The 11,619-nt window shown below is 53.9% G+C and carries 11 protein-coding genes; 6 read left to right on the top strand and 5 right to left on the bottom strand.

Annotated features, from left to right (window positions below):
- Positions 1 to 10: 10 nt before the first annotated feature.
- The 5 genes from J0A68_RS07955 to J0A68_RS07935 all read right to left on the bottom strand — a co-directional run bounded on the left by J0A68_RS07955 (position 11) and on the right by J0A68_RS07935 (position 4,738).
- A complete protein-coding gene (locus J0A68_RS07955; protein WP_206577645.1) occupies positions 11 to 1,270 on the bottom strand; it encodes a sterol desaturase family protein in 1,260 nt (419 codons plus the stop codon).
- 319 nt (positions 1,271 to 1,589) lie between these two features.
- Positions 1,590 to 2,267 carry a LytR/AlgR family response regulator transcription factor gene (locus J0A68_RS07950; protein ID WP_206577644.1) on the bottom strand — a complete coding sequence of 226 codons (678 nt, stop codon included), beginning with the start codon at positions 2,265 to 2,267 and terminating at the stop codon, positions 1,590 to 1,592.
- Positions 2,264 to 3,328: a sensor histidine kinase gene (locus J0A68_RS07945; protein ID WP_206577643.1), complete on the bottom strand. Its 1,065-nt coding sequence runs from the start codon at positions 3,326 to 3,328 to the stop codon at positions 2,264 to 2,266. Before J0A68_RS07945 ends, J0A68_RS07950 begins: the two co-directional genes overlap by 4 nt.
- 4 nt (positions 3,329 to 3,332) lie before the next feature.
- Positions 3,333 to 4,025 (bottom strand): hypothetical protein, encoded by a 693-nt coding sequence (locus tag J0A68_RS07940; RefSeq protein WP_206577642.1) that lies wholly within the window; start codon positions 4,023 to 4,025, stop codon positions 3,333 to 3,335.
- Positions 4,025 to 4,738 (bottom strand): dioxygenase family protein, encoded by a 714-nt coding sequence (locus J0A68_RS07935; protein WP_206577641.1) that lies wholly within the window; start codon positions 4,736 to 4,738, stop codon positions 4,025 to 4,027. The genes J0A68_RS07940 and J0A68_RS07935 overlap by 1 nt, the downstream gene beginning before the upstream one ends.
- A gap of 162 nt (positions 4,739 to 4,900) precedes the next feature.
- Between J0A68_RS07935 and J0A68_RS07930 the strand changes: the two genes are divergently transcribed.
- The 6 genes from J0A68_RS07930 to J0A68_RS07905 all read left to right on the top strand — a co-directional run bounded on the left by J0A68_RS07930 (position 4,901) and on the right by J0A68_RS07905 (position 11,454).
- The gene (locus J0A68_RS07930) at positions 4,901 to 5,380 is read left to right on the top strand and encodes a hypothetical protein (RefSeq protein ID WP_206577640.1); all 480 of its coding nucleotides are present in this window, start codon (positions 4,901 to 4,903) and stop codon (positions 5,378 to 5,380) included.
- An 8-nt stretch (positions 5,381 to 5,388) separates the two neighbouring features.
- Positions 5,389 to 6,126 (top strand): glucosamine-6-phosphate deaminase, encoded by a 738-nt coding sequence (locus J0A68_RS07925; protein ID WP_206577639.1) that lies wholly within the window; start codon positions 5,389 to 5,391, stop codon positions 6,124 to 6,126.
- Positions 6,127 to 6,220: 94 nt separating this feature from the next.
- Positions 6,221 to 7,546, top strand: coding sequence for a sugar MFS transporter (locus tag J0A68_RS07920; RefSeq protein ID WP_206577638.1), 1,326 nt, complete (start codon positions 6,221 to 6,223; stop codon positions 7,544 to 7,546).
- A complete protein-coding gene (locus tag J0A68_RS07915; protein WP_206577637.1) occupies positions 7,531 to 8,688 on the top strand; it encodes an N-acetylglucosamine-6-phosphate deacetylase in 1,158 nt (385 codons plus the stop codon). Before J0A68_RS07920 ends, J0A68_RS07915 begins: the two co-directional genes overlap by 16 nt.
- A 24-nt stretch (positions 8,689 to 8,712) precedes the next feature.
- Entirely contained in the window at positions 8,713 to 10,050 is a 1,338-nt protein-coding gene (locus J0A68_RS07910) for a Gfo/Idh/MocA family protein (protein ID WP_206577636.1), read from the top strand.
- A gap of 396 nt (positions 10,051 to 10,446) precedes the next feature.
- A complete protein-coding gene (locus tag J0A68_RS07905; RefSeq protein WP_206577635.1) occupies positions 10,447 to 11,454 on the top strand; it encodes a Gfo/Idh/MocA family oxidoreductase in 1,008 nt (335 codons plus the stop codon).
- The last annotated feature ends 165 nt before the right edge of the window (positions 11,455 to 11,619 follow it).

Here is an 11,619-nt window from a genome sequence, read left to right as displayed (position 1 = left end):
GGAAAATGGGTCAAGAGGCGAGTTCGAGGCTTTCTTTTCTGAAAGAAAACCAAAGGGAAAGGACAAACGATACCAGGAGGTAACCAACGAAAATAGAGAGGCCACCCGGAAACACCTTACTCAAATCAAACCAATCTCCCGTGGAAATGATAAAATAGAAGGCATAAGCGGCCTTTAGAAGCTCCCAAACCCAAGCCTTCGGATTGCGGTCCATGAGCTCGGTAAAGGCGTAAACCGTCAGGAACACAAAGCCTCCATAGTAGAAAATCCCCGGTGCGCCAATGGCGGCAAGGTTGGCAAACAGGTAGCTCAGCAGCGAAAGCAAGGCAATCAGCTGGCAAAAACTCCAGACCAACAGGGGCTTGCCCAGGACGGGATTGTATTTTTCAAAATGGTAAACGTCCTGGATCTTGTACACGGGATGCTTTGCGGCCACGTCTGCCGGCCTCCAGCCGAGGGGCATAAACCAGATTTTCAGCTTGTCTCCCCAATTTTTTGCCCTCCAGGCATCCTGGATCAGCAGCCAGAGGTGCATGAAGTTGATCTTGATCGGGTTCCAAGTCTGCACGGGGCGGGTCACGCCGTACACAGGGGGAATGTCCTCGCGTTCTGCTTGGAAGGTGCCAAACCAGCGGTCCCAAAAGATAAAGATCTGTCCGTAGTTTTTGTCCAGGTACTCGGGGTTGATGGCGTGGTGGACGCGGTGATGGGAAGGGGTGACGATGATCTTTTCCAAAAAGCCCATCTTGCCGATATGCCTCGTGTGGTACCAAAACTGCGCAAAAAGGTGCAGGGGAGCCACGATGGCGATGACCTCGGCAGGCACGCCCAAGATCGCCGCGGGGATGAGGAAGACCGCAAAGATCTTCAGGATCTGGGAGATGCTCTGCCTGAGCGCACAGGCCAGGTTAAACTCCTCTGAGCTGTGGTGGATGATGTGGTTGTTCCAAAAGATGTTGTACTCATGGGCGATGCGGTGGGTCCAGTACCCTGCAAAGTCCAGCGCGAAAAAGGCGATCAGGTAGACCAGCCAGGTCGCTTTGATCTCGAAAAAGCCAAACTTGGAATGCAGCCAGCTGTAGGAAATCACCACGATGCTCAGGCCCAGGACGTCTTTGGTGACATTGGTGATCCCCGAACTCAGACTGGAAATCATGTCGTTCATCGGGACGGTGTCAAAGCCCTTCCACATGCCCCAGAACTTTTCGAAAAGTACCAGGACAAAGAACGCCGGCATCGCGATGAGGAGGATCTGACCGTAAGCTTCCATTTGGGTTTATGTATTTGTAATTATCCGCTCTTATGCCAGTAGGCAGTCGTGACAATCCGAAAGAACGCTAAAATTGGGGCTTTGCCCTACTTCGGTCTTCGGTCATCGCCTGCCCGACGAGTCGGGGTCTTCCAACCTGCCTGAGCAGACAGGCCCGATTGTTAATGAAAATTCGTTTACTGGCAGAAAAGCGTATATACAGATTTGGGTTTATGTATTTGCACTAAACCTAGGAAAAAAGCAGAACGGTTTCAATCAATTGAGACGATTGGTGGGAGAATTTTCGCAAGCGATGGGTGGGGAGACCGAAGGAACTTCCTCAGTCCAGCTCGGCGGTCGAGCCCAAAGCCGAGCCTACCGGAAGGGTGACCGAGCCGACTTGCACTTCCTTGGGGCTTTTCGCGGTGATTTTATCCTTTCTTACGATGTAGGATTTGTGGATGCGGACGAAGTTTTCGTCCAGCTCCTCCACCATCTTTTTCAGGGTCATGCGTGTGACCAAGGGTTTGCCGTTTTCCAAAAAAATCCGCAGGTAGTCGGCCATGGCCTCGATGTAGAGGATCTGATGCAGCTCCACGCGGACCTGCCGAGAGTCCGACTTTACCCAAATCACGTCCTTGGCGGCGCTTTTGGATGCTGTGGATTGGTAGCGCAGGGCCTTTTTCACGGCCTGATGAAAGCGCTCAAAATCAAAGGGCTTCAGGAGATAGTCCACAGCGCCGAGATCGAAGCTCTCCAGGGCAAAATCCGAGTAGGCCGTGGTCAAGATCAAAAGCTTGTCCGCGCCAAAAAGCCGGTAAAAGTCCAAGCCGGAAAGGAAGGGCATCTGTATATCCAAAAAAATCAGGTCCACGTCTTCAGTTTCGAGAAACTGCTTGGCCTCGGTCACCTTGGAGAAGGTGGCCAGCAGGGAAATCTCTTCTGGAATTCGTTCGCAAAATGCCCTCAGGATCTCCAGGGGCAGGGGTTCATCGTCTAGGGCAATGGCTCTGATCATCCAAGCTTGATTTGCAGGTGTACCCGAAAATAGCCATTTGCCTCGCCTATCTCAAGCCGGTAGTCTCCTCCGTAGATCAATTCCAGCCTGGATTTGGTGTTTTCCAGCCCCAAACCGCTTTCTTCATGGCTGGCGAGCTGGTGGGAGACTAGCCGGTTGACGACCTGCATGGAAAAGGTGTCCTGCTCCAGCGCGATCTCGATCCGGATTTCCCCGGGCTCCTCCGTGCTCACGCCATGCTTGAAGGCATTTTCCACAAAGGGGATCAACAGCAGGGGAGCTATTTTCTTTTCCTCAAAACGGCCTTTCTTGTGATAGGTCAGCGGAAAATCCTCCGGCAGGCGAAGGCGCTGCAGGTTCAGGTAGTTTTCGATATACGCGACTTCCCGCTGTAGGGGGACGGTGTCGTGCTGGGCCTCGGAGACCACGTGGCGCATCATCTCGGAGAGCTTCATCAGGCTCTGGCCGGTTTTGTCGGCCTTCTCCCGTATGCTGAGGGCATAGATCGAGTTGAGTGTATTGAAGAGGAAGTGCGGATTGATCTGGTTTTTCAGGTTTCCGATTTCGGCTTTGGACTTCGCCTGCTCGGAGTCAAACAGCGCCTCCCTCAACCTCAGAAAGATCGAAAAGAGCACCATCACCGAGAAGAGCAGCAACTGATAGGTGTAAGCGGCCAGTTCATCCCAGATAAAAAGCCGATCCAGGGCCTTGGGATGTGGGACCAAACGCGGACGGTGCATTTTGGGAAACTGTGGCGGATGCTGCGCTGCGGGCTTGGCCACTACCAAGAGTTCGGGAATCCCGAGGATCAGGGTAAAAGACACGAGCACGATCAGAAAGTAGCCCAAATACTTTCCCTTGAGAAAAAAACGGGGGATGAGGATGAAATAGTTGAGGTAGAAAAAGCCCAACATCAGCCCATTGCTGAACAGCTCCCGCACTGTGACCACATCCAGCTGAAAGCGGGACACTCCCGGCGGCTGCGGCGCCAAGATCACCGGAACCAGCAGAAAGCAGATTCCGGCGATCAGGTGCAGTGGCCAGCTGGTCCTTGGTTTCATCATCCTAATTACGCAAAGGATCCTCGGATTTTTCCTCTTTGGCGGCAAATTCGAGGATCAAAACCAAGGTCTCCTCGCTCAGCGCCTCCATTTCCAGGGTGCAGGCTCCATTCAGCGCCAGACAGTCGCCCTGCTCCAGCAGGCAGTTTTGGTATTCCATGGCGCCAGACAGGACCAGTGCCACCGAGCTGGCCTGAGAGGGAAACTCCACATCCTTTCTCCCTCCCAAATTCCCGACGCTGATGCGGAAGTACTCTCCGCCGTCCCTGTGGGTGAAAATCGGCGAGATCCGATCTTTGATGTTTTCGAAACGAAAAGGGGAGAAGGTCTCCGGGAAATAGCTCAGGCTGGGGATCTCTATTCGGAGGAAATGGACCGACTCCTTGGAAAAGGGATTGGAAACCGAAAGCCTGCCATTTTTGGGTTTGAATTGGGACCAAAGCTCTCCCAATTCCACCCGCATGCCGGACTCGAGCCTGATCTCACCCACCATGGGCAGCAGGCATTGCAGCGAAGATTCCGACGCGATCACGTCAAATTCCGTCTTTGGCAGCAGTGTGACTTCAGAGATCTTCACCGTCAGTCCAGGCACGAGGTCCAGCTCTCTCTGGCGCATGGTGAAGCCCCGCTCTTGGCGCATTTCGGCCTGGGCCGACAGCAGTATCCTCCGTTCCGATTGTTGGTTTGGGCTATGCATCAGGCAGAGACGACGATGGAGTGGGTGAGCTGATATCCGGCACTCAGGGTTCCGGAGATGTTGGCGAGCTCATTGCTCACCCCGTCGCGGAAGATGCCGTCTTGGGCGTTGTAGGTGTAGCCGTTCATTCCCTTGGTGTAGCCATTTGCGGTGCTGGCGTTGACTTGGACCACAGCGCTGCTGGAGCCTTCGGGAAAGGCGATCTGGGACACGAGCAGGGATTTTCCGGCGGAGTTGAATACATGGAGGTGGATGTGGGTCGCGCGGCCATTGTACCAGCCTGGGAAGATCGTGGTGAAGGCCACTTTGCCGTTTTCGTCCGTCACTTGTCTCCCTCTCAGAAAGGAGACATTGGAAAAACCGCTGTACTCGGAGTAGTTGCCGTCCTTGTCGCAATGCCAGATGTCCACCAGCGCACCGACCAGGGGCAGGCAGGATTGGCTGGCGTTCAACACGGTCAGCTCGACGTCCAGCAGGACGCCGGTACGGTCGGCTCGGATATCTTCCCGCACCAGGCTGCCGGGAGAATGGGTCGGGTAGGGGCCTGCCGTCTCCGAGTTGGTCAGGGTGCAGTCGGATGCGGTGTCCGCGGAGTTGGTGGAGCCTTCGTCACTGCCCTCGATGATGGCTTCTGCCCGCTCGGCGCAGGACATGAGCATGGGAAAGGCGAAGGTACTCAGGCTAAGGCGTTTCAGAAATTCTCGTTTTTCCATGGCGTCTGTTGGTTGGGTTAAATCTTTGGACAAATCAACGGCGGAATGGATTTTTGAGCTAATTTGAAAATCCGGTTTGCGACGAACAGGCGCTAATTTGCGACGAAGCCTTTTGGCAGCTTCCCGGATTTAACAGTTTTTACAGATCAGGCCATCAATTACATGGACATTCCTTCTTTGGCAGAGTTGAAAAGAGAGCTGGGCTACCGCAGCGAAAAGGAGCTTGTGGCGCTGCTTTCGGACCTGGCCAAGTTCAGCCGCGACAACAAAGCTTTCCTCTATTTCAAACTGCACGAGGCAGAGCAACCCGGACTCTACGTGGATGCGGTGAGGGAAGAGCTGGAGGAAGCTTTCCAAACCGCGAATACCCGAAACTACCACCTTGCCAAAAAGTCCGCCCAGGCCATCCGCAGGAAGCTGAACAAGCTCCTCAAGCTGAGCAAAAACAAGGCGGATCAGGCGGAGGTCATCCTCTATTTTTGCGAACAGATGAAGGAGTACGGCTACCTCAAGTTCAGACATCCGGTCATCGACAACCTTTTTGCCCTGCAGGTCAAAAAAGCCCAAACTGCCATCTCCAGCCTCCACGAAGACCTGCAAAGCGACTACGGTTTTAGAATAGAAGCCCTTTTAGAGAACTAGCCCCAAACATGAAAATCCACATTTCTCCCTCGCCAGAATCGCTCGGGCAAACTGCCGGAAAGGCCGGCGCAGAACTCATCCGCCAAGCCATCCGGGCTCAGGGATTTGCAAACATCATCCTCGCGACGGGCACCAGCCAGTTTGAGACGCTCAAGCAGCTGCTGGCGGAGGAGGACATCGATTGGGAAAAGGTGACCGTATTCCATCTCGATGAGTACATCGGACTGCCGATCAGCCACCCGGCCAGCTTTCGCAGGTATCTAAAGGGGCGTTTTTTTGACAAGGTCCAGTTGAAAGCCTATCACCTCATCGACGGGGAAAGTGCCCCAGACAAGGAATGTGAACGCCTTTCCGCTCTGATTTCGGATCATCCCATTGACGTGGCTTTCGTGGGAATCGGGGAAAACGGGCACTTGGCCTTCAACGATCCCCCGGCTGATTTCAGCGTGGAAAAGCCCTATATCGTCGTGACGCTGGATGAGGCCTGCCGCGCCCAGCAAATGGGAGAGGGCTGGTTTCCGGACTTGGAGTCGGTTCCGCAGAAGGCCATTTCCATGTCCATCCACCAGATCCTGAAGTCTAAACAGCTCATTTGCTCCGTGCCGGACCAGAGAAAGGCTCAAGCGGTCAAGGACTGTCTGCAAGGGGAAATCAGCAACAGGCATCCCGCCTCAGTTCTCCAAAGTCATCCGGATTGCTGGATTTTTCTGGACCGCGATTCTTCATCCCTGCTTGTGGGCATTTGATGGGAAAAGGCTTGTTTGCTAGGTTTAAAATTTGGTATTTATAGGGATTTCGGGCAAAGATTCTGGAATTGAACCATCCACCAAGCTACACTTTATGTCCTCCAGCCAAACGGCAGTCAAAGTAGAGTCCCTCAGCCCAAAAGAGACCTGGATATCGATTGGAATCATCGGAATGCTGTTTTTCATCTTCGGCTTTGTCTCCTGGGTCAACGCCATCCTGATTCCCTACTTCAAGATTGCCTTTACTCTCAGCAATTTAGACTCCTACCTCGTCGCCTTTGCCTTCTACATTTCCTATCTGGTGATGTCCGTGCCGGCCTCTTACCTGCTCCGGGCGGTGGGTTTCAAAAAGGGCATGATGTACGGGTTTTTCGCCATGGCGCTGGGTGCCTATATCTTCGTACCAGCGGCGATGACACGGACCTACGAGTTGTTTTTGCTGGGCCTGTTTACCTTGGGATCTGGTTTGGCGGTGCTCCAGACGGCGGCAAATCCCTACGTCACGATCCTTGGCCCCAAGGAAAGCGCAGCCCAGCGCATCAGCATCATGGGGATATTCAACAAGGGCGCGGGGATTTTGGCTCCCATTCTTTTCGCGGCAGTGGTGCTGAGAGTCGGGGACAGCGAGCTTTTCCAGCAGCTGGACCAGATGAGTCCAGAGGCGAGGGACGCTGCCTTGACCGAGTTGATCCAGCGGGTGATCACGCCATACGCTGTCGTGGGCACGGTGCTTTTGGCACTGGGGATCTTCGTCCGATTTTCCCCACTTCCCGAGATCGACACGGAGCATGAATCCGCCGAGGTGGCGGAGGCAAACTCCGGCAAGAGTTCTATTTTCCAGTTTCCCCATCTGGTGTTGGGGGCAATCGCCATCTTCCTGCATGTTGGCACCCAGGTCATCGCCATAGACACGGTGATTCCCTATGCCAATTCCTTTGGCATCAGTCTTTTGGACGCTAAAGTATTTCCCTCATTTACGCTGGCTTTCACCATTTTGGGCTATTTGGTGGGGATTTCTTTGATCCCCAAGGTCATCTCCCAAGTAAATGTCCTGCGGATCTGCACCCTGCTGGGTACTGCGTTGACGCTGCTGATTGTCTTTAGCAGCGGGCCAATCCGCTTTTTGGGAATGACCGTCGACATTTCCATCCTTTTCGTGGTGCTCCTGGGATTGGCCAATTCGCTCGTCTGGGCAGGGATCTGGCCTTTGGCGCTAGATGGCCTGGGAAGGTTTACCAAACTCGGCGCTTCCATCATGATTATGGGACTCTGCGGCAACGCAATCATGCCGATGGTGTACGGGTATTTTGCGGATCTATACTCCGTCAAAATGGCCTATTGGGTCTTGTTTCCCTGCTATCTGTATCTCGTCTATTACGCGCTCCATGGGCACAAAATCAGGAAATGGAAGATCGCATAGTGCTTAGTGGCAAATCCTTTTTGGACGGTAGTCCCTTGAAGCTGAGGATCGGAGGGGGACTTATTTCCCGGGTGGAAAAGATAGCGGAGCCGCTTCCGGATGACCAGTTCCTGGGCCCTGGACTGATGGATATTCAGGTCAATGGCTACGGGGGATGGGACTACAATGCGGTCTATGACGAGGTTTTGTCCCTAGGTCAAATTTCCCGCAAACTGCTGCAAGTCGGGGTGACCAGCCACTTTCCCACGATCATCACCAATAGCCCAGAGCAGATCTCCCGCCTTATCCGCCAGATCGTGACGCTGTGCAGGGAGGACAAAGTCGCCCGTGACTGTATCGCCGGAATCCACATCGAAGGGCCCTTTATCTCCCCCGAAGACGGGCCAAGGGGAGCGCATCCCCGAGAGTTCGTGCAAGCTCCGGATTGGGACTTGTTTGAGCGCTGGATGGTAGAAAGCCAGGGCTTGGTTAGGATGGTGACGCTGTCGCCGGAGTGGGACAATTCGCCTTCGTTCATAGAGAAATGCGTGGAAAAGGGCATTTTGGTGTCCATAGGCCATACTAAGGCAAGCCCGGCGCAGGTCATCGCCGCGGTGGCGGCTGGGGCGAGACTTTCCACCCATCTGGGGAATGGCATGCATGGGCAGATCGCCCGCCACCCCAACTACCTTTGGTCCCAGCTGGCTGAAGATCGCCTTGCCGCCAGCATCATCGCCGACGGGTTTCACCTGCCGCCGGAAGTGATCCGCGTTTTCAAAAGAGCCAAGGGGGAGCAGCTCCTGCTCGTGAGCGATTCGACTTCTCTGGCGGGAATGCCTGCGGGGGACTACGAGCTGCACATTGGAGGCCAGATCACTTTGAGTCCCGAGGGCAAGCTGCACCTCCGCTCCAATCCACAGATGCTAGCAGGGTCGGCCATGAACCTGCTTCAAGGGATAGAATTCCTTTTGGAAAAAGAGCTGGCCACCCTGTCGGAAGCTTGGAAAATGGCTTCCACCAGGCCGCATCGGCTTTTTGATCCCATGTTTGACCCGATCAAAGTGGGAGCGAAAGCCGACCTGATCCTCATCCAAAAGGGCCCGAACCAAAGCCTAAAAGTCCTGAAAACCATCAAAAACGGAAAGGAAGTATTTTCCTCTTAACCCCAAGTCAAAAATCCTTTTGCCATGAAAAATAACCTTAACCGCCGTACTTTCCTCAAATCCGCCACCACCGGTGCCCTAGGCCTCGGCGCGATGTCTTCCGCCTTTTCCTTCAATATCCTCTCCCAATATCCACTAAAGGACAAATATCGAGTGGCCGTGATCGGAGTGAACAGCCGGGGTGCCCAGCACGTCCAGGCTTTCGCCAAAATCCCGAACGTGGAGATTGCTTATATCTGCGACGTGGACTCCCGGGCGAGGGAAAAGGGGATAGAGCTGGCTAAGTCCTCCGGCGCGCAGACCTTGCCGGTCGGGTTGGTGGATTTCAGGAAGGCTTTGGAGGACAAAACGCTGGATGCCGTGTCTATTGCCATGCCGGACTTTTGGCACACTCCGGCTGCGATTCTGGCGATGCAGGCGGGAAAACATGTGTACTTGGAAAAACCCGGTTCGCACAACGCCGCAGAGTCCGAGCTGCTCGTGGAAGCCACCCGGCGCTATGGAAAAATCGTCCAGATGGGCAACCAGCGCCGCTCGTGGCCTAGAGTGCAGGAAGCGATGCAGGAGCTCCACGGCGGCACGATTGGCCGCGTGTACTACGCGAGGGCCTGGTACACCAACACCCGGGCGAGCATAGGGAAGGGCAACCTAGCCAGCGTGCCGGAGTGGTTGGACTACGAGCTTTGGCAGGGGCCTGCGCCGAGACAGGACTTCGTGGACAACTTGATCCATTACAATTGGCACTGGAAGTGGCATTGGGGAACCGGCGAGATCGTCAACAACGGCGTGCATTTCCTGGATCTAGCCCGATGGGGGCTACAGGAAAACTATCCCGTTCGCGCCTACTCCAGCGGCGGGAGATACCAGTACCAGGACGATTGGGAGACTCCCGACACGCAGATTGCCTCCTTCGACTTTGCCGATGGCAAGAGCATCCTCTGGGAAGGCAGAAGCTGCAACGCCCGGGACATCAACGCCATGGGATCGGGTGTTTCCTTTCACGGGGAAAACGGAACCCTCGAGCTGCTCAACAACTCCTACAAAATCTTTGACAACAAAAACCAGCTCCTCAAATCCGCTGAACCGACCAGCAACACGGTGGTAAACCAGGCCGGGGCGGGATTTGACATGGATATTGCCCATTTTACCAACTTCATCAACGCGATCGACAAAGGGGAATCGCTGATTTCTCCCTATCCGGAAATCCAAAAAAGCGTGCTGCTCTGTCATCTCGGGAATATTTCCTATCGCACAGGAAGGGCATTGGAGATCGACGGCGATACGGGCAGAGTCCTGAAGGACAAAGCTGCTATGAAGCTCTGGGGACGGGAGTATGAAAAGGGCTGGGAGCCAAAAGTCTGATATTAAGAAGCAAGAATCGAGAAACAAGAAGGCATCTAAGTATCAAGAGGCTAGTATCTGGTATCAAGTATTTGGAGCTTAAAGCGAGTGCTCGTTTGAGGACTTGAGATCGAAAGAAGCTAGAATGTAAAAACAAGAAAAAGTGGAATGAGAACCATAGATCCTTTTTAATAAAATAATATGATTGTCCGCTTTTATGCCAGTATGCAGCCTTGACAATCCGAAAGAACGCTAAAATTGGGGCTTTGCCCTACTTCGGTCTTCGGTCATCGGTCTTCCGACCTGCCTGAGCAGGCAGGCCCGATTGAAGAAGCGAATTCGCTTACTGGCAAGATTGCGGATAATTATACGAAATAATCACTTAACAAGTCATATCTAATTTAATATCAGAAATATATGAAATCTTCCCGTCGGTCATTTCTAAAGAAAACATCCACGATCGGGGCGGCAGCTGGATTGGTCGGCGCCCTGCCTTTTTCGGTCTTTGCGGAAGAAAAAGTCGCTCCCATCCGGATAGGAATCATCGGCCTGGACACTTCGCATTCGCCTGCGTTTACCAAGCTTTTCAACGCGGAAAGTCCAAAGCCGGAATTGGCTGGCTTTCGGGTCGTGGCGGCTTATCCCCACGGCAGCCGCACGATCAAGTCCAGCTATGACCGCATCCCAGGCTACATCGAGCAGGTCAAGGAATTGGGAGTCGAGATCTGCGAGTCCATCGAATCGCTGCTGACCAAGGTTGACGTGGTGCTGCTGGAGACCAACGACGGTAATCCCAGATTGGAACAAGCCCGGAAAGTCATCCAAGCGCGCAAGCCCTTTTTCATCGATAAGCCGGTAGCGGCGAGCTTTCGCGACACACAGCTGATCTATCAAGAAGCCGAGGCCGCTGGAGTTCCCATTTTCTCGGCCTCATCACTCCGCTACATGAGCAATGCCCAAGCCGTGCGCCATGCGAACAAAATCGGAAAGGTCCTGGGCTGCGATGCCTTCAGCCCGGCGGTCTTGGAGCCGAGCCACCCGGATTTGTTTTGGTATGGGATACATGGCGTGGAGATTCTCTTTACCGTGATGGGGCCCGGCTGCCAGTCTGTGACCCGCAGCAGTACGCCAGACACAGAGCTGGTCATTGGCACTTGGGCTGACGGACGGATTGGGACGTTTCGCGGTACCCGAAGCGGCAAACACGAATATGGAGGGACAGCTTTTGGCTCGGAGGGAAACCTCTTCCTTGGGCAATACGAAGGCTATGAACCTTTGGCAGTGCGGATTGCGGAATTTTTCAAAACCAAAAAATCCCCCGTCGATGCTGCCGAGACGCTGGAAATCTATGCGTTCATGGAGGCGGCCGACGAAAGCAAGCACAGGGGAGGAGCAGTGGTGAATCTGGCCGATATCATGCGGTAAAGCCCGAGTTTTTCGGCCTGTTTTTGGAGTCAGCCAAGGCATATTTCTTTCCAGATTGTCCAAAAAATATGGAAAGCACCGTTGCCAAAGGTGTAAATCCCGGTAACATTGTTTGGTTTTTTTAGAATATTTGAAGCCAAACCTTTACCCAGTACCCCTAGATTC

This window comes from Algoriphagus oliviformis, from assembly GCF_017254915.1.
In the GTDB taxonomy this organism is placed as follows: Bacteria; Bacteroidota; Bacteroidia; order Cytophagales; family Cyclobacteriaceae; genus Algoriphagus; species Algoriphagus oliviformis.
This window is presented reverse-complemented; position numbering and strand designations above follow the sequence as displayed.

Excerpts from the sequence above, each read along its gene's own strand:
- J0A68_RS07955 (WP_206577645.1), bottom strand. The coding sequence starts at position 1,270 with ATGGAAGCTTACGGTCAGATCCTCCTCATCGCGATGCCGGCGTTCTTT.
- J0A68_RS07950 (WP_206577644.1), bottom strand. The coding sequence starts at position 2,267 with ATGATCAGAGCCATTGCCCTAGACGATGAACCCCTGCCCCTGGAGATC.
- J0A68_RS07945 (WP_206577643.1), bottom strand. The coding sequence starts at position 3,328 with ATGAAACCAAGGACCAGCTGGCCACTGCACCTGATCGCCGGAATCTGC.
- J0A68_RS07940 (WP_206577642.1), bottom strand. The coding sequence starts at position 4,025 with ATGCATAGCCCAAACCAACAATCGGAACGGAGGATACTGCTGTCGGCC.
- J0A68_RS07935 (WP_206577641.1), bottom strand. The coding sequence starts at position 4,738 with ATGGAAAAACGAGAATTTCTGAAACGCCTTAGCCTGAGTACCTTCGCC.
- J0A68_RS07930 (WP_206577640.1), top strand. The coding sequence starts at position 4,901 with ATGGACATTCCTTCTTTGGCAGAGTTGAAAAGAGAGCTGGGCTACCGC.
- J0A68_RS07925 (WP_206577639.1), top strand. The coding sequence starts at position 5,389 with ATGAAAATCCACATTTCTCCCTCGCCAGAATCGCTCGGGCAAACTGCC.
- J0A68_RS07920 (WP_206577638.1), top strand. The coding sequence starts at position 6,221 with ATGTCCTCCAGCCAAACGGCAGTCAAAGTAGAGTCCCTCAGCCCAAAA.
- J0A68_RS07915 (WP_206577637.1), top strand. The coding sequence starts at position 7,531 with ATGGAAGATCGCATAGTGCTTAGTGGCAAATCCTTTTTGGACGGTAGT.
- J0A68_RS07910 (WP_206577636.1), top strand. The coding sequence starts at position 8,713 with ATGAAAAATAACCTTAACCGCCGTACTTTCCTCAAATCCGCCACCACC.
- J0A68_RS07905 (WP_206577635.1), top strand. The coding sequence starts at position 10,447 with ATGAAATCTTCCCGTCGGTCATTTCTAAAGAAAACATCCACGATCGGG.